The organism is Methylocystis sp. (genome assembly GCF_021731785.1).
GTDB lineage: Bacteria > Pseudomonadota > Alphaproteobacteria > Rhizobiales > Beijerinckiaceae > Methylocystis.
In genome coordinates, this window is record NZ_JAKFWS010000074.1 from 9,561 (window position 1) to 26,602 (window position 17,042).

Sequence of the window (17,042 nt, forward strand, 5' to 3'; positions counted from 1 at the left end):
GTCTTGAGTCGTGATCAGCCCGTCGGCGCCAGAGGGCGTCACCATGCCGAGATCGACGTTGAGCTTGCGCGCGAGCGCTCTCACCGCGGGCGTCGCCCGCACCGCCCCGCCGGCGTGACCGACCGAGATCGGCTGATCGCGAACGACGCCGGCGCCGTGCTGAACCGCGCCGACCACCGAGCCCGTATCCTGCCCCGCGCCTTCGAAACCCACCAGCGGCGCGCCGATGCGGATCACGTCTCCCGCGGCGGCGAACAGCCGCTCGATCCGGCCCGCCTGAGGCGACGGGATTTCGACGACGGCTTTAGCGGTTTCGACCGCGACCAGCGGCTGATCGACGTTGACGTTCTCGCCGGCGGCCACGCGCCATTCTACGAGCTCGGCCTCCTGCAGCCCTTCTCCGAGATCGGGGAGACGAAAGATATTCATGACGCCTCCATCACTTGCCGAACGCCGTCGATAATGCGATCGACGCTCGGCATATATTGCCTCTCCAATTTCGCGAGCGGCACGACGACGTCGTAGCCGGTGACCCGCTTGATCGGGGCGAGCAGCGAATACAGCGCGCGCTCGGCGATTTCGGCGGCGATCTCCGCGCCAAATCCGGCTGTGCGCGGCGCTTCGTGGACAATGACGCAGCGTCCGGTCTTTTCGACCGAGCGTAGAATCGTCTCGATGTCGAGCGGCTTTAACGTCGCGACGTCGATCACTTCAATCGTCACGCCCTCTTCTTCGAGCTTTTCGGCGGCGGCAAGCGTCTCCGGAACCATCGCGCCCCACGTCACCACCGTCGCGTCGGCGCCTTCCCGCAACATGAAGCAGGCGTCAAGCGGCAGCTCCACGCCGTCGTCCGCGACCTCCTCACGGAACAAGCGATAGAGCCGAGTCGGCTCGAGAAAGATCACCGGGTCGGGATCGCGCACCGCCGCCAGGAGCAAACCATAGGCTCGAGCGGGCGAAGAGGGCGCGACGACGCGCAGCCCCGGCATGTGGGCGAACATCGCCTCTGGACTTTCCGAGTGATGCTCGGGCGCGTGAATGCCGGCGCCGCAAGGCGAGCGCAGCACCATCGGGCAGGTCATTCGCCCGCGCGTGCGATTGCGCAAGCGCGAGGCGTGATTGATGATCTGGTCGATCGCGGGATAGATGAATCCGGAAAACTGAATTTCGGCGACAGGCTTCAGCCCCATCGCCGCCATGCCCACCGCGACCCCGGCGATGCCGCCTTCGGCCAAGGGCGTGTCGATGACGCGCGCGCGGCCGAAGCGCGCCTGCAAGCCGTTCGTGGCGCGAAACACGCCGCCATTTACGCCGATGTCCTCGCCCAGCAGCAGCACCTCGTCGTCCTCGTTCATCGCCCGAGCCAACGCGAGATTGACGGCCTCGACCAAAGTGATTTCAGTCTTGAGTCGTGATCAGCCCGTCGGCGCCAGAGGGCGTCACCATGCCGAGATCGACGTTGAGCTTGCGCGCGAGCGCTCTCACCGCGGGCGTCGCCCGCACCGCCCCGCCGGCGTGACCGACCGAGATCGGCTGATCGCGAACGACGCCGGCGCCGTGCTGAACCGCGCCGACCACCGAGCCCGTATCCTGCCCCGCGCCTTCGAAACCCACCAGCGGCGCGCCGATGCGGATCACGTCTCCCGCGGCGGCGAACAGCCGCTCGATCCGGCCCGCCTGAGGCGACGGGATTTCGACGACGGCTTTAGCGGTTTCGACCGCGACCAGCGGCTGATCGACGTTGACGTTCTCGCCGGCGGCCACGCGCCATTCTACGAGCTCGGCCTCCTGCAGCCCTTCTCCGAGATCGGGGAGACGAAAGATATTCATGACGCCTCCATCACTTGCCGAACGCCGTCGATAATGCGATCGACGCTCGGCATATATTGCCTCTCCAATTTCGCGAGCGGCACGACGACGTCGTAGCCGGTGACCCGCTTGATCGGGGCGAGCAGCGAATACAGCGCGCGCTCGGCGATTTCGGCGGCGATCTCCGCGCCAAATCCGGCTGTGCGCGGCGCTTCGTGGACAATGACGCAGCGTCCGGTCTTTTCGACCGAGCGTAGAATCGTCTCGATGTCGAGCGGCTTTAACGTCGCGACGTCGATCACTTCAATCGTCACGCCCTCTTCTTCGAGCTTTTCGGCGGCGGCAAGCGTCTCCGGAACCATCGCGCCCCACGTCACCACCGTCGCGTCGGCGCCTTCCCGCAACATGAAGCAGGCGTCAAGCGGCAGCTCCACGCCGTCGTCCGCGACCTCCTCACGGAACAAGCGATAGAGCCGAGTCGGCTCGAGAAAGATCACCGGGTCGGGATCGCGCACCGCCGCCAGGAGCAAACCATAGGCTCGAGCGGGCGAAGAGGGCGCGACGACGCGCAGCCCCGGCATGTGGGCGAACATCGCCTCTGGACTTTCCGAGTGATGCTCGGGCGCGTGAATGCCGGCGCCGCAAGGCGAGCGCAGCACCATCGGGCAGGTCATTCGCCCGCGCGTGCGATTGCGCAAGCGCGAGGCGTGATTGATGATCTGGTCGATCGCGGGATAGATGAATCCGGAAAACTGAATTTCGGCGACAGGCTTCAGCCCCATCGCCGCCATGCCCACCGCGACCCCGGCGATGCCGCCTTCGGCCAAGGGCGTGTCGATGACGCGCGCGCGGCCGAAGCGCGCCTGCAAGCCGTTCGTGGCGCGAAACACGCCGCCATTTACGCCGATGTCCTCGCCCAGCAGCAGCACCTCGTCGTCCTCGTTCATCGCCCGAGCCAACGCGAGATTGACGGCCTCGACCAAAGTGATTTCAGACATCGCCATGCTCTTTGCGTTCGGCGAATCGACGCGCGTCCTCGAGCTGCCATTGCATGGAGTCGGGGAGCTTTGCGTAAAGATGATCGAACATCGCGTCGGAACTGAGCGGCGAAGCGTTCAGATAGGCGGCGACTTCGCGATCGACCTCTTCGGCGCATGCCTTGAGAAGCTCGGCCTCCTGCTCCTTCGACCAGGCGCCTTCGCTGACGAGATAAGAGCGCAGCCGAGCGATCGGTTCGCGCGTCCACTGCGCACGCACGATCTCGGGATCGCGATAGCGCGAAGCGTCGTCGGCGGTGGTATGATCGCCGAGACGATAGGTAAGCGCTTCGATCAGCGTCGGTCCGCCGCCCGATCGCGCTTTTTCGATCGCCCGCCGCACCACTTCATGGACGGCGATCACGTCATTGCCGTCGACCTGCCGTCCTTCGACGCCCGCGGCGACCGCTTTTTGCGCGAGGGTTTCCGCCGCGCTTTCGAGTTCGCGCGGCGTCGATATCGCCCAGCCGTTATTGTTGATGATGACGACGACCGGCGTTTTCCAGACTCCCGCCATATTCAGCGCTTCGTAGAAGGCGCCATTGGAGGTGCCGCCGTCGCCGATGAACGTGACGACGACGCGATCCTCCTTGCGCATCATCAGCGCGTAAGCCGCGCCGACCGCATGCGGCGCCTGGGTGGCGACCGGCACGCAGTTTGGAAAATCGCCGCGCGCATGTTTGAAATCGCTACCGCGCTCGTCGCCGCCCCAATAGAGCAGACATTCTGACATTGACATGCCGCGAGAGAATTGTGCCGCATGATCGCGATAGGACGGCACGAGAACGTCGCGCTCTTCCATCGCCGCCGCCGTTCCGATGCCGATCGCCTCCTGGCCGAGCGCGGAGGCGAATGTGCCGAGCTGACCGGTGCGCTGAAGGCTGATCGCCTTATTGTCGAAGGTCCTGGTTCGCGTCATCGCGCGATAGAATCGCACCAGTCGGTCAATGTCCTTGGCCGATGCGCTGGCGGCCTTGCTGATCTCGCCGCTCGGCGACAACAGCTGGACGAAATCCACATTGAGATCGAAACCCATCTCCATGCTTCCCATCGCCGCGCTCCTGATGAGCGAAGTAGCGCGCCCATGCGCGAGGTCACGGCGCTGCGACAATTTTTTTGTCATATGCGTGGCGCCGCAGCGCAGGAATGAGGCTGTTCGAGTCGTTTCATTTTGCAACGATCTGGCGCGTTCATTCGCCAATGCGTTCGCGCCATCAGCATTTCCCTATCCACCGCCGTCGATCGAACGCCAGGCTGTCATCCGCGTTGTTTGCCTAGCCGTTCAAAGCTGCATCGCGCCGCCTCTCCGCAGGGCGCGCAACGAACCGACGCGCCGGATGTGTTGCGCGCGCGCAGCTGGCGCTAACTTGGCCGTTCGATGGCCATCGCGGTCGCTTCTCCGCCGCCGATGCACAGCGCCGCGACGCCCTTCTTCAGACCCGTCGCCTCCAGAGCGGAGAGCAGCGTGACAATGATCCGCGCGCCCGACGCGCCGATCGGGTGGCCGAGGGCGCAGGCGCCGCCGCGCACATTGACTTTGTCGTGCGGCAGGTCCAGGTCGCGCATCGCCGCCATCGCGACAACGGCAAAAGCTTCATTGATCTCGAAGAGGTCGACGCCGCCGGTCGTCCAACCGACCCGATCCAACAGCTTGCGAATCGCTTCGATCGGCATGACGGAAAAGCGGCTCGGCGCGCCCGCGACGGTGACATAGCCCCGGATGAGCGCCAGCGGCTTCGCGCCGGCGCGCTCGGCGTCGTCAGCCCGCATCAGAGCAAGCGCCGCCGCCCCATCCGATATTGCGCTGGCGTTGGCGGCGGTGATCGTTCCATCCTCCCTGAACGCCGGCTTGAGGCGCGCGATATCCTGCGCCTTGGCCTTGCCTTGGAGTTCGTCGCTGGCGATGATTCGCGCATTGGCGCCTTTGCCGAGCGTGATCGGCGCGATCTCCCCAACGAAAGATTCGTCGGCTGTGGCGCGTTGGGCGCGCGTCAGCGAGGTCGCCGCATATTCATCCTGCATCTCGCGGGTAAATTGATATTGCGTCGCGCAGTCCTCGGCGAAAGCGCCCATCAGCCGGCCTTTTTCATAGGCGTCCTCGAGACCGTCCAGGAACATGTGATCGAGGACCTTGCGATGGCCCATCCGATAGCCAGAGCGCGCACGATCGAGCAGATAAGGCGCATTGCTCATGCTCTCCATGCCGCCCGCGATTGCGACGCGCGCGCCGCCCGCCGCAAGCTGGTCGCTGGCGAGCATCACCGCTTTCATTCCGGAGCCGCACATCTTGTTGACGGTGACCGCGCCGGTCGTCTCCGACAGCCCTGCGCCGAGCGCCGCCTGACGCGCGGGCGCCTGACCGAGTCCGGCCGAAAGCACGCAGCCCATCGCCACTTCATCGATGTCGTTTGGCGCGAGCCCGGCGCGCGTTACGGCGGCTTCGATGGCGCGGGCACCGAGTTGCGGCGAAGGGACGTCCTTCAACTCGCCCAGAAACGCGCCGATCGGCGTGCGGGCGGCGCCGACGATGGCGACGGTTGCGGCAGCGCTCATGACATAATCCTCATCGCCTGGCCCGTTAGCTCTCCCATCGAGAATATGGCGACGAATTCCAGTTTTTAAACGTCGGAGGCGCCGTCCCGTCGCCCGCAAGAATGTCTTCAACTGCTTCGTCGCTTACCGCGTCGAGCCTGTCCGGCGACCATTTCGGACGCCGGTCCTTGTCAATGATCGCGGCGCGAATGCCTTCATAAAGATCGTGGGTCTCGAGCATGCGGCAGGCCGCCTTGAATTCGTTGGTCAAGCAGGTTTCGAGGTCCGGCGCCCGCGCTGCGCGCTGGAGCAATGCGCGCGTGACTTTCAGCGCCGTCGGCGATTTCGACCTGATTTCCTCCGCCGCGCGCAAGGAGAATTCCGATCCCTCGCGCGCGAAGGCCGCGATCACGTCCGCGACCGTCTCATGCGCCGCCCCTTCAGCGAGCAATCGCGGGCAGGACGAAAGCATGGAAGCGCCTGGCTGACGTGCAAAGCGTCGCAGCGTCCTGTCGACGTCTTCGGCGCGCTCGATCGTCGAGAGTTCTTCGATCAGCCGCTCGATATCCCGCGAATGGATCATAAGATCGGCGAGACCGGCGTCGATGACGTCGGCCGCGGTCACCGACGCCGCCGACAGCGCCATATAGAGTCCGACCGCGCCGGCGCGTGAGAGAAGCCAGCTCGCGCCCACGTCGGGAAAAAATCCGATGCCGACCTCAGGCATGGCGATCCGGCTGCGCTCCGTCGTGATCCGCCGGTTGCCATGTGCGGAAATGCCGACGCCGCCGCCCATAACGATCCCATCCATGATCACGACATAGGGTTTGGGAAAGGAGGCGATGCGGGCGTTGAGTTCATATTCCTCGCGCCAGAAGTCGGCGAAGAGTAGCTTTTGCGAGGCGTCCAACTCATAGAGAAACCTCACGTCGCCACCGGCGCAAAGACCGCGAGCGCCGGCGCCGGTGACGAGCGCGGCGCTGACGCCATCGTCCGCGCCAAATTGGTCGAGCGCCCGGCGAAATTCCCGCACCAGCGGCAGCGTCAGCGTGTTGAGCGCCTGCGGCCGGTTGAGGAGAATGCGTCCGAGGCGACCCGCGCGCGAAGCGATGAGATCCATAGCTACTTCAATAGCGAACGCGCGATGATGACGCGCATGATTTCATTGGTTCCTTCGAGAATCTGATGGACGCGCAGGTCACGAACGATCTTTTCGATTCCATATTCGCTTAAGTAGCCATAGCCGCCGTGCAGCTGAAGCGCCTCATTGGCGACCGCGAAGCCGGCGTCGGTGACGACGCGCTTCGCCATCGCGCAGAGCGTCGTGGCGCCCGGGGACTTCGCGTCGAGCGCCGCCGCCGCCCGCCACAGAAATGTCCGCGAAACTTCAAGCTGCGTCGCCATGTCGGCGAGCCGGAACTGCAAAGCCTGGAATTCGTCGAGCGTGCGTCCGAAGGCTTTGCGCCCGCTCATATAGCGCAGCGTGTGGTCAAAGGCCGACTGCGCGCCGCCGAGCGAACAGGCGGCGATGTTCAGACGCCCGCCGTCGAGCGCCGCCATCGCGATCTTGAACCCATCGCCCTCGTGTCCGATCAGATTTTTGGTGGGCACGCGGCAATCGTCAAAAATGACGGCGCGCGTCGGCTGGGCCTTCCATCCCATCTTTCGCTCAAGCGCGCCGAAACTTAGGCCCGGCGTTCCCCCTTCGACGATGAAGGCCGATATGCCTTTTGGGCCCGGGTCGCCTGTTCGCGCCATGACGACATAGAGATGATCGTCGCCGCCCGCGCCGGCGCCCGAAATGAATTGTTTGGCACCATTCAGGACATAGTGATCGCCGCTGTGCGTCGCCTGCGCGCGCAGCGCCGCGGCGTCCGATCCGCTGCCGGATTCGGTCAGGCAATAGCTTGATAGAACTTCCATCGTCACGAGCCTTGGCATAAATTTGTCGATCTGCCGCTCGCTCCCGAAACCGTCGATCAAACTCGCGCACATGTTGTGAATGGAAAGATAGGCGGCGATCGACGGACAGCCCATCGCGAGCGCCTCGAAAATCAGCACGCCGTCGAAGCGCGTCAGTCCGGCGCCGCCCGAAGCCTCCCGCACATTGATCGCCGCCATGCCAAGCGCCGCGGCGTCGCGCAACGCATCTACGGGGAAAACATGCTCGCGGTCCCAGTCGAGCGCAAAGGCCGTGAGGCGATCGCGTCCAAAGTCTCGCGCCGTCTCGAAGATGGCCTCCTGCTCGGCGCTCAATTCAAAATAGGATGACATGTCGCCATTCACCGCGATGGTTGAGGTAAATCTGTCGCGGCGAAGCGCTTTGACAAGCTTCGGTCCCCGCAATCTCAAAATTGCCCGGCCTAGGCACATTCCAAAGCCAGACGACCGTCGGATGCGGCGGCGCCCAGTCGAACTTGTCACCGTCGCCCTTTTTCCTTCTTGGCCGTCAGATGAATGCTACGGTTTTTCGGGTTCCAGTCGGCAGCGAGACTTCCTAGAATGGGAGCCGTCCGCGCGTAAAGCGGATCTGGCCTTGCAATAAAGATGGCGACGGACCGCCTGGAGCGCGATACCAACCGTGGTATAGGCCAGATAACGTATCGGCGGACCGCAAGCATCGCGTCCGGCGCAGGACTCGAAGCGCGACGCGGCGAGGATATCATCCTGGACCAGAGGAGGATTGAGCATCATGAGCACAGATAGTCCGTTCAATGACATCGGCCTCGAAGAGCTGAAAGCAGGCCTCACGACAGGCGCGGTATTGCTTGTCGACGTGCGCGAAGCGGATGAATACGCGGCTGGCCATATCGCCGGCGCGATCTTTAATCCGCTGTCGAAATTCGATCCGAGCAAATTGCCGGTCGCCGACGACGGACAAACGGTCGTGATCTATTGCCGCTCCGGAAAGCGTTCGGTGTCGGCGATGGAGCAGGCGCGGCTTTTTGGCCGTCGCGACGCCAACACCCATTTCGGCGGCGGCATTCTCGCCTGGCTCAACGCCGGCGAACCTGTCGTCCAAGGCATGTGAGAAGACGCGCGGACGCCGCGCTTCGCGTTCGTCGCCGTAACCATGTTGGGCGGGCGGAACTCCGTTCGCGCTCGCGCGCCATGCGACGCGAAATCCTCCGGCCGTCGCCCGTATCGCCGGCGCAAAGCCGAAAATTGCGTTGGATTGAATCGGCGTCACGACTTTTTGAGGCGGCTTATGAAGGATCAATATCGAACGATCAGCGAGCAATATTTGCAGGCGCGCACAGATGACGTCACCCATTTCCTCGAAACGCCGTCAGTCCAATCCGCGCTCGGCGATATCTCGGGAGCGCGCGCCATCGACTATGCCTGCGGGACAGGTCATTTTTCCCGGCTCCTCAAGAAACTCGGTGCGACATATGTGCTCGGCGTCGATCTGTCGCCAGCGATGATCGAAGCTGCGCGGCGGGCGGAAGGTGAAAATCCGCTGGGAATTGTTTATGAGGTCAGCGACGCCGCGACGATGGCAATCTTCGGGTCGTTCGACGTGGCAACTGCGGTCTTTCTGTTCAATTATGCCGAGGATGAGCACACGCTTGCGCGAATGCTCAGCTCCGTGGCGGCGAATCTGACTGAGGACGGCCGACTGATCGCGGTTGTGCCGAATCCCGATTTCATTAACGGTCGAGACGATATGCTTCCCTACGGCTATTTTCTCGAGGAGATCGGCAAAGGTCCGGAGCGCTTGCGCGTACGGATGAATTTCGTCGGCGACAAAAAATTCTCGATCGAGTTCACGCAATGGAGTCGTCGCGCTTACGCGGACGCGCTGGCGCAGACGGGATTTGCAGACGCCGAATGGACCCCGTTCGCCGTCTCCCAAGAGGGAATTGAGCGCTACGGCCAGGAACTCTGGAACGCGATTCTTACCAATCCGAAGAGCATTGTGCTCAGCGCGCGACGAAAGCCGGCGTGAGCACGACCTCGACCGGATAGATGCGGGGGCGCGATGCTTCTCGTCGATACTGCCGATCAAGGCGCCATCTTGAAGGCGATGCAATTTCCGGGCGTGCAAGGATTCACCACCAATCCGGCCTTGATGGCTCGCGCCACCGGCGCCGATGTCCTGACGCTGGAAGAATACATCGGCGCGGCGCGCAAGCTCTGCACACTGTCCCACGACATTGGCGCCATTCGGCATCTGATGATTCAGGCGGTCGGAGACGCCGACGACGCGGTGAGACAGGCGACCCTGTATCGCGACGCGTTGAACGCCGCGCATGACAAAAAGCTATGGATGAAGCTGACGCCGACTCCCGCGAGCCTCTCCTGCTGCCCGGCGCTGAAGGACATGGGCTGCGCCACTCTGGTCACGGCCGTCTTCACCGCAGCGCAGGCCTATGTCGCGATGGAGGCCGGCGCGGACGGCGTCGCCGTATATCTCGGCAGGCTCATGCGGCTTGAAACGGATTGGGAACTTCAGCTCGAAACCATCGCCGCGATCGTCGAGAGCGCCGGACGAACCTTGCTGCTTGCGAGCTTTCCCGATCGACAAACCGTCGAAATTGGACTTCGGCACAGTCGCGACATTACGGCGCCGCCGGCTGTTCTTGCAGAATTACTCGCATCCCCCCTGTCGCTGGAGGCGATCAAAGGCTTCGACGAGAAAGTTGCATCGAAACGCTGATGAGCTGAAACTCCCCGCTACCGCCGAACGGCGTCTTCAGGCGAGAACGCAATGCGCGCAATGAATGATGACGTCTCGCGTCGGAAGCTTCTGATCGGCTGCGCGCTCGGCGCGCTGACGCCCTGCGTTCTGAATCGGATCGCTTTTGCGGAGACCCCGGACCTCGCCGATTTTATTCGCCTCAGCGCAGAGCTTACGGGACGCTCGCGTCTCTCCGTCGATGCCGCTCGGACCTATCTGCAGGCTCTTGGACTCGCTCGCGGCGCATTAAACGGCACGGAGACTCAAGAAAAAGGCTCAGACAGCCTCGCGCGCAGAATTGTGGCTGACTGGTATTCCGGTCAGACCGTCGACGCCGGACGCATGATTTGCGTCGACTACACGGGCGCGCTGATGTGGGACGCAATTGGATTCGCGCGGCCAGGCGGCGTTCCCGGCGAAGCCGCGAGTTGGGCGCTTGCTCCAACCAAGGAGTGACGACCGCCCATGGACTTTCAAGCCGACATATTGGTCATAGGCTCGGGCGTCGCCGGCGCGCTCGTCGCCTGCCGCGCGGCGCGCAAGGGGGCGAAGGTCATCGTCTTGGAAGCGGGTCCCGAAGTGGATCGCGCCGCGGCTGTGCGACGATTCCAGGACGCCTTTCCCAAGACTCCCGAGTCGGCCTACGAACAGGCTCCGTTCGCGCCGCATCCTGAAACCGACAAGCCCTATGCGTTCTACGCGCAGAAAGGGCCCCACCCGTTCAACTCGACCTATTTGCGCCAGGTCGGCGGGACGACATGGCACTGGCTCGGCTCCGCCATTCGCCTGGTTCCCGCGGATTTCAAGTTGAGATCGCTCTTCGGCCTCGGCGTTGACTGGCCGATCTCCTATGCCGATCTCGAGTCATGGTATTGCCAGGCTGAGCAGGAGCTCGAAGTCGCCGGAGACAATGACGACGATCTTGGTTCGCCACGCTCCGCGCCTTACCCTTTTCCGCCAATCGCGCAAAGCTTTCTCGATCGCGCATGGCGCGACGCGTTGCAGCCGTCCGACTACAAGGTCCGCCCGACTCCCCAGGCCCGACTCTCGACATCGTCCGGCGGCCGGCCGTCCTGTCGCGGCAGCGCCAGTTGCATTCCGATCTGTCCGATCCAGGCAAAATATGACGCGACAATTCATCTCGCGCGCGCCCAATCTCTCGGCGCGCGACTGCTCGCCGAAACTTGCGCCAATTTCGTTGAATGCGGCCAAGACGGGCGCGTCGAAGCGGTCAGATTCATGCGATCGGACGGATCGACAGGGCGCGTATTCGCGCCCGTCGTCGTCATCGCCGCCAATGCGATCGAGACCCCGCGGCTGCTTCTGGCGTCGGCCTCGGAGGCGTTTCCTGCGGGCGTCGCCAACCGCTCCGACCAGCTCGGGCGAAATCTGATGGATCATCCGGACAGCTCAGCTGGGCGCTCGCGCGACAACCGGTCTGGCCTTATCGCGGACCCGGCGCGACATCGGGAATCGAAAACTTCCGTGACTTGAAAGATCGCGGCGTGAATTCGGCGTTGCGATTCGAAATCGGCAATGAAGGCTGGAGCTGGCCGAAAGGCGCGCCCGAATCGACCGCGCGCGAATTGGCGCTCGGCGGCTTGCGCGGAAAGGCGCTCGATGCGGCGCTCAGAGCCCAAACGTCGCGGCATATCCGCGTCGCCGCATTGACGGAGCAGCTCCCTTTGGCGAGCAACAGGGTGACGCTCGACCCGACGCGGCTCGAAAAGACCGGCCTGCCGCGCCCGGCGATCTTCTATCAGCTCGACCGCTATACCGACCGCGCGCTCGCGAGCGCCAGAGATCGGCATGAAGACATGTTTGCCAAGATCGGCGTGGAGAGTTTTTGGCACAAGGACGACGCCCAAGCCGCAGGCCATATCATGGGGACGGCGCGCATGGGCGACGACATGGCGACGTCCGTCGTCGACAAGAAGCTGCGCGCCCATGCGCGCCGCAATCTTTTTCTCGTCGGCGCGGCCGCCTTCCCGACCGGCGGAACCGCCAACCCGACGCTCACCATCGCCGCGCTCGCCCTTCGCGCCGCCGACGCCGTGCTTTCCGCTTTGAGGGAATAGGCGCACGCGTCTGCAATATTGCGGGCGTCCTACGATGAAGCGCCCGTCTTGAAGGCGGCGCCGATAGCGTCCGCGGCGTAAATCGCATCCATGAGATTCCCGGCGGTCACTTCGAAGGGTTCGTTATGCGCGCTCTCGCCGACGGCGACGGCGCGTTCGGCGATCGACCGCGCCGTCTCGCGCGATAGACTTTCGAGCCCGAGCTCAGCAAGCGTCAAAGGCAGCCCGACCGAGAGGCAAAATCCCATCGCTTCATCGACCGTCGAACGCGACCGTCCTTCCAGAACGAGCTGCACCAGCGTGCCGAAGGCGACCTTTTCGCCATGCAGTCGATCATGGGTTTCCGGCGCAGCGGTGAGACCATTGTGGACCGAATGCGCCAATGCGAGGCCGCCCGACTCGAACCCGAGGCCAGAGAGCAGCGTATTGGCCTCAATGATGCGTTCGAGGGCCGGGGTTATGGAGCCCGCTCGCGCCGCGGCGACGGCCAACGTTCCGTCGTTGAGCAGCGTTTTGTAGCAGAGCTCGGCAATTGCGGCCGCGGCGATCGTGCTCAGGCCCCCAGCGACATTTCTGCGATGCGCGCGGATCGTGGCGTCCGCTTCGAAATAGGTGGCGAGCGCGTCGCCCATGCCAGAGATCAACAGGCGCACCGGCGCGCGCGCAATGACTGTGCTGTCGACAAGCACGAGATCGGGGTTGCGCCGGTAATAGAGGCATTTCTCGAAGACGCCGTCCTCGGTGTAGACCACCGAAAGCGCGCTGCAGGGCGCGTCGCTCGACGCCGTCGTTGGACAGCAGGCGACGGGAAGCTCAAGTTCGGCGGCGACAGCGCGGGCGGCGTCCAATGTCTTGCCGCCGCCGGCGCCGACGATCGACGAGGCCGAGACCCGGCGCGCCTCTTCCTTGCCGCGGGCAATCCCCGCAAAGGAACATTCCCCGCCAAAATCCATAATCGCATATTCGAGTCCGGAGGCTCGGAACGCCTCGCGCCAAACCGGCTCCAACGCCTTGCGCGCGGCAGGGCTCGCGATGATCAGCGCCTTTCCCGCAATGCCGAGCCGCGAAAGCTCAGAGGCGAGCGACATCGTCGCGTCGCGACCCTGAACATATCTCGCGGGAGAGCAGAAAACCGTCAACATGCGGGCGATCCGACCTGATGCGTAAGGGTTGCGATTTGAGAGCAAACGAGGCCGCAACGCAATGCATCGGCTTTAGATCAGCGATCATGCGAGTGATCGCGGTAGCTTACCCGGCGCTGCACTCAAGAGGCCGAGTGGGTGGCGCAAAAAAGGGCCGGCCCCAGCGGCCGGCCCCGATCGCTTCGAAAAGCTAAGGGTTTTTTCAACGTTCAGAGCATTGCGCGTCTCGTTGGAGGACGCAGTGCGCTCGCGCACGGCGCGGTTCACGTCCAAAGCGCCTGCCGTTGCCTATTTAAGTAGACCGTCGCTGCCCGCTTAGCGCGCGCCAACTTCTCGAAATCGGCCAATTTGCCGGTTTCGCCAGTGTCTCATCCGCAAGCCGCTGTGACGAATATTGGCAGCAGATTGGGTAAAATTGCCGCTTGAAATCAGGCGGCGCAAGTTTCTCAATCGCAAGCAGACTCAGATGAGTGAGAAAGGACACGGAAAGTGCGCAGCATTCCGGAAGATATTTTTACCGAACCTGAGTTTTCCCCCGATACGCTCGCCAATCTCGGTCCGCTGCGCCGCTTGGCCGGCGTGTGGCAGTCCGATCAGGGCGTGGACGTCAATCCCAAAGCCGAAGGGCCCGAGACACGCGCCTACCGGGAGCATATAAGGATGGAGCCGATCGACCCGCAGACGAACGGGCCGCAACTCCTCTATGGTTTGCGCTATCACATCCATATCAACACCCCCGAGGAGGCGATCACCTTTCACGACCAGGTCGGCTATTGGCTCTGGGAGCCAGCCACGGGCCTGATCATGCAGACCATCGCGATCCCGCGCGGACAAGTTGTGCTGGCGGGCGGAACGGCCAAACCCGATGACGCGCGCATTTCAGTCGAGGCGCGGCGCGGTGACAGTCGCTTCGGCATTTGCTCGACGACCTTCCTGGAAGAGGCGTTTCGCACCGACTATTACCGAATCGACATCGCCTTCAACGATGATGGCAGCTGGACCTATGTGACGCGAACTGATCTCGCCCTGCGCGGCAAGACGCCGGCGTTCAACCACCACGACACAAATACCCTGCGCCGGATCGCGCCCCCGACGCCGAACCCGCTCGTCGGCCTGCTGAAGGGCGGCAACGCGGGTTAGCTCTCATTGGCTGACGACGCAGTCTCTGCGAACCGGTCTCTCCTGTGGGTTTCCTGCTTTACAGGAAAATAACAGGGAATTTTTCTGAAATCTGGCCTGTCACGCCAGTTTTAGCGTCTGTTTTCTCTTGGAACGTCAGCTAGTTAAGGCAAACTCCCTGTTCTGACGGAATAGGGAATTAATATTGCGAAGCTGGGAAAATATTTCCCCGAGCAGGGAATTGAGCGCCGGAAACAGGCGTCGCGGCGACTGGTCAGGAAGTGTGTGCGCCAAGGACTGCGGCGCGCGGGGAACGGCGCTAAATTGCGCTCGTCACGAGCCTATTCTTCGTCATCCTCGTCGGAGGCGTCGGCGCGATCGAGGGCGAGGAGCGTGATGGAGAAGCCGTCGCGCTGATGGAGCGTCTGAATGATGAGGTCGAAGCGGCTCGGGCGCGATAGAAAGTCGCGAGCATCCGCCTTGACGTGATCGGAAAGTCCATTATCGCCGGTGGGCGGCGGCAGATTTCGGATTGGCTCGTCGCGACCGCAGACGATGAAGGGAAAGTCGTCTCGACGCTCGATGTAGGGAACGACGCCGTTGCGACTGACGACGAGGCCGGTCGGTTTATCGTGGCGTTCGACATAGCGGCGGGCGGCGGCCTCGCGACTGAGATTGAGCGCGAGCGCCAGCTGCAACGCCTTGGCGAGGTCGGGGACGCCGCTCATGAAGGGCCGCATGAACTTCTCCGGCGCCAACAGCTCGATGGCGAAGCGATTGGCTTCTGCCTCCTGGGTAACATGACGGGAAGCCTGGGCCGACCCTTGACGCCAGGACTGCCCGAGGTCTTCGTTGCGGCAGGCAAATCCACCGGATGATTCAATCGGCTGATGCCGGAGATTGAGAAAATGCCAAGCTCATGGGCGATGCTGAATGTTTGGCGTTGCGGCGAGGCGGCGCAATTGACCACTATCGCCCCTTCGCCACGCTCCGGTTCCGCCACGAGAGCCGCTTCGAAACCCGCTACCGCCGCACGGCGGATCTCGACAATGTCGAGCGCTCGAGCGATTGCTGCGATCGGCGTCGGACCGCGTGGCAGGGCTAGTTGCTGGTGAATGGCGGCGGCGATCCGCTCGGGATTGGGCCCGGCGTCTTCAATAGCCATTCGATCGAGCTTTAGTCGCCAGTCGACATCAGGCGCGCGTGCTCGGCCTACGGAACGCACTCCATGCGCAGGAGGAAAGCTGCTCAAATTTACAAAAAGACGGGAAATTTGCGTGCCGTCCAACTCCTGTTGGGTCACACTAAGCTGGAGAGCACGGTGCGCTATCTCGGAATCGAGGTCGACAATGCTCTTAGCATTTCAGAGCAAGTAGAATTCTAAGGCAACAGGCGACGCGGACTAGCCAATTGCCATGGCCGCGTCGCGCCACAAGCGGACCCCGCCAAGTCAGTGAAACCGACGCTCTGCTGGCGAAGTCCGAAGCTTTATGCACCAGCAAGTCCTTCACCATCCATGGAACCGACATACACAACAGTTCGTCAGTTGTCGGAGCAGATTTGGCCGCCGGCCTTTGAGGCCGCCCCTGGGGGCTGGCCCCTGATCGCTTCGAAAAGCGGAAGGTTTTTGCAACCTTCTCAAATTATTGCGCGTCTGGTCGGGAGGCGCAGTGCGCGGGCGCACAGGATGATCGATTTCAGCGCCGCTTCCAGATGTGTCAACGCCAATTCGGCGCATTCGATCGCGGCCGTGGCGTGCATCATGACTCATCGAGCGTGAGAGCATTGAGTCTGGCGATTCGCATTTAGGATGGCGACAATGAACGCCTATCGGCCGAGCGAACCTCGCTATACCATTGTGACATCAAAAAACGCCAAAGAGCTCGGCACGCTGCGAGATTGCGAAACGATCCAGGCGCGCAGCTCTTTCGGTGGAACAGTCGCACGATACAAAAATTCAGGCGACAACCATCGAATTTTACGACGGACCTGACTTGATCGAGGCCTGGTCTAGCGAGGAAGGCTATGCAGCGGCTTCCGCCTAACGCCCGAAGGACTCGCCGCTTGCGGATGCGCAGCGGCAAAGTGTAAGGCCCGGGCGTTTTTTAGCATGCGAACTCAATAGTAATACGGCGGCGGAGGCGCGGTCAGCGCGCCAGCCGCGGCGCCACCCGCAGCGCCGATCGCGGCGCCGGCGAGAGTTCCACCGGCTCTGCCGCCAGACGCCAGAGCGCCTATGCCAGCGCCGCCAAGCCCGCCAATAGCAGCGCCGCCGAGCGCGCGATCCTGGGGCGTGTAACAACCGGCAAGGGAAAGTGTGGTCACTGCGACAAGCGCACCACATGCAAACGATTTCATCAGAGTCACTCTCCATTCCAGATCAGGCAGCAGAGTTGATCAATAGGGCTAAAAGTTGATCGCGTCACAGCATGTCGGACGACGCGCGAGGACTGCCGAGCTAAACCTGTTCACAGAAACGCTACGGCCTTCGTCGTTTGGAACAAAGGCCGGAGCGACATTTGCAAATCCTCAACAGACCCAGACCCACTGTCCATACCAACGCCAGCAGCCACCGTAGCCGCCGCCGTAACCGCCGTAGCCTCCGTAATAACCGTAGCCGCCCCATCCTCGACGGCCCCAACCG

The 17,042-nt window shown here is 63.0% G+C and carries 18 protein-coding genes and 1 pseudogene; 8 read left to right on the forward strand and 11 right to left on the reverse strand.

What is annotated here, in order from left to right; translation table 11 throughout:
- From QZ964_RS13310 to QZ964_RS13345, 8 genes are all read right to left on the reverse strand, one after another.
- A partial coding sequence (locus QZ964_RS13310; RefSeq protein ID WP_292532144.1) for a biotin/lipoyl-containing protein occupies positions 1–429 on the reverse strand: 429 nt, incomplete at its 3' end.
- Complete coding sequence (locus QZ964_RS13315; protein WP_292532160.1) at positions 426–1,397, reverse strand: alpha-ketoacid dehydrogenase subunit beta; 972 nt, start codon at positions 1,395–1,397, stop codon at positions 426–428. The genes QZ964_RS13315 and QZ964_RS13310, both read right to left, overlap by 4 nt.
- A 1-nt stretch (position 1,398) precedes the next feature.
- Positions 1,399–1,830 carry a biotin/lipoyl-containing protein gene (locus QZ964_RS13320; protein WP_292532144.1) on the reverse strand — a complete coding sequence of 144 codons (432 nt, stop codon included), beginning with the start codon at positions 1,828–1,830 and terminating at the stop codon, positions 1,399–1,401.
- Positions 1,827–2,807: an alpha-ketoacid dehydrogenase subunit beta gene (locus QZ964_RS13325; RefSeq protein ID WP_292532145.1), complete on the reverse strand. Its 981-nt coding sequence runs from the start codon at positions 2,805–2,807 to the stop codon at positions 1,827–1,829. Before QZ964_RS13325 ends, QZ964_RS13320 begins: the two co-directional genes overlap by 4 nt.
- On the reverse strand, positions 2,800–3,897 hold the full coding sequence (gene pdhA / locus QZ964_RS13330; RefSeq protein ID WP_292532146.1) for a pyruvate dehydrogenase (acetyl-transferring) E1 component subunit alpha: 1,098 nt from the start codon (positions 3,895–3,897) through the stop codon (positions 2,800–2,802). The genes QZ964_RS13325 and pdhA overlap by 8 nt, the downstream gene beginning before the upstream one ends.
- A gap of 311 nt (positions 3,898–4,208) precedes the next feature.
- Positions 4,209–5,399 (reverse strand): acetyl-CoA C-acyltransferase, encoded by a 1,191-nt coding sequence (locus QZ964_RS13335; RefSeq protein WP_292532147.1) that lies wholly within the window; start codon positions 5,397–5,399, stop codon positions 4,209–4,211.
- Positions 5,400–5,424: 25 nt separating this feature from the next.
- Positions 5,425–6,498, reverse strand: a complete 1,074-nt coding sequence (locus QZ964_RS13340) for a 3-hydroxyisobutyryl-CoA hydrolase (RefSeq protein WP_292532148.1) — start codon at positions 6,496–6,498, stop codon at positions 5,425–5,427.
- Between the two features lie 2 nt (positions 6,499–6,500).
- Complete coding sequence (locus QZ964_RS13345; RefSeq protein WP_292532149.1) at positions 6,501–7,652, reverse strand: acyl-CoA dehydrogenase family protein; 1,152 nt, start codon at positions 7,650–7,652, stop codon at positions 6,501–6,503.
- Between the two features lie 418 nt (positions 7,653–8,070).
- On the opposite strand from QZ964_RS13345, the gene QZ964_RS13350 reads away from it, so the two are divergent.
- The 6 genes from QZ964_RS13350 (at position 8,071) to QZ964_RS13375 (ending at position 12,137) form a co-directional block, all read left to right on the forward strand.
- Complete coding sequence (locus QZ964_RS13350; RefSeq protein ID WP_292532150.1) at positions 8,071–8,409, forward strand: rhodanese-like domain-containing protein; 339 nt, start codon at positions 8,071–8,073, stop codon at positions 8,407–8,409.
- A 177-nt stretch (positions 8,410–8,586) separates the two neighbouring features.
- Positions 8,587–9,327 carry a bifunctional 2-polyprenyl-6-hydroxyphenol methylase/3-demethylubiquinol 3-O-methyltransferase UbiG gene (locus QZ964_RS13355; protein WP_292532151.1) on the forward strand — a complete coding sequence of 247 codons (741 nt, stop codon included), beginning with the start codon at positions 8,587–8,589 and terminating at the stop codon, positions 9,325–9,327.
- 33 nt (positions 9,328–9,360) lie between these two features.
- Entirely contained in the window at positions 9,361–10,038 is a 678-nt protein-coding gene (locus QZ964_RS13360; protein WP_292532152.1) for a transaldolase family protein, read from the forward strand.
- A 51-nt stretch (positions 10,039–10,089) separates the two neighbouring features.
- Positions 10,090–10,515 (forward strand): hypothetical protein, encoded by a 426-nt coding sequence (locus tag QZ964_RS13365; RefSeq protein ID WP_292532153.1) that lies wholly within the window; start codon positions 10,090–10,092, stop codon positions 10,513–10,515.
- Between the two features lie 9 nt (positions 10,516–10,524).
- On the forward strand, positions 10,525–11,553 hold the full coding sequence (locus tag QZ964_RS13370; protein WP_292532154.1) for a GMC family oxidoreductase: 1,029 nt from the start codon (positions 10,525–10,527) through the stop codon (positions 11,551–11,553).
- 11 nt (positions 11,554–11,564) lie between these two features.
- Positions 11,565–12,137 (forward strand): GMC family oxidoreductase, encoded by a 573-nt coding sequence (locus tag QZ964_RS13375; RefSeq protein ID WP_292532155.1) that lies wholly within the window; start codon positions 11,565–11,567, stop codon positions 12,135–12,137.
- Between the two features lie 29 nt (positions 12,138–12,166).
- Here the strand turns inward: QZ964_RS13375 and QZ964_RS13380 are convergent, their stop codons facing one another.
- The gene (locus QZ964_RS13380; protein ID WP_292532156.1) at positions 12,167–13,279 is read right to left on the reverse strand and encodes a glycerol dehydrogenase; all 1,113 of its coding nucleotides are present in this window, start codon (positions 13,277–13,279) and stop codon (positions 12,167–12,169) included.
- Between the two features lie 489 nt (positions 13,280–13,768).
- Here QZ964_RS13380 and QZ964_RS13385 point away from each other — a divergent pair, with 489 nt between their 5' ends.
- Complete coding sequence (locus tag QZ964_RS13385) at positions 13,769–14,419, forward strand: heme-binding beta-barrel domain-containing protein (RefSeq protein WP_292532157.1); 651 nt, start codon at positions 13,769–13,771, stop codon at positions 14,417–14,419.
- Between the two features lie 320 nt (positions 14,420–14,739).
- Here the strand turns inward: QZ964_RS13385 and QZ964_RS13390 are convergent, their stop codons facing one another.
- Positions 14,740–15,138, reverse strand: coding sequence for a hypothetical protein (locus tag QZ964_RS13390; protein WP_292532158.1), 399 nt, complete (start codon positions 15,136–15,138; stop codon positions 14,740–14,742).
- Positions 15,139–15,611: 473 nt separating this feature from the next.
- Between QZ964_RS13390 and QZ964_RS13395 the strand changes: the two are divergent.
- Positions 15,612–15,782: pseudogene (locus QZ964_RS13395) on the forward strand (tyrosine-type recombinase/integrase); the annotation flags it as partial.
- Between the two features lie 734 nt (positions 15,783–16,516).
- Here the strand turns inward: QZ964_RS13395 and QZ964_RS13400 are convergent.
- Positions 16,517–16,756 carry a hypothetical protein gene (locus QZ964_RS13400; protein WP_292532159.1) on the reverse strand — a complete coding sequence of 80 codons (240 nt, stop codon included), beginning with the start codon at positions 16,754–16,756 and terminating at the stop codon, positions 16,517–16,519.
- Positions 16,757–17,042 lie beyond the last annotated feature (286 nt).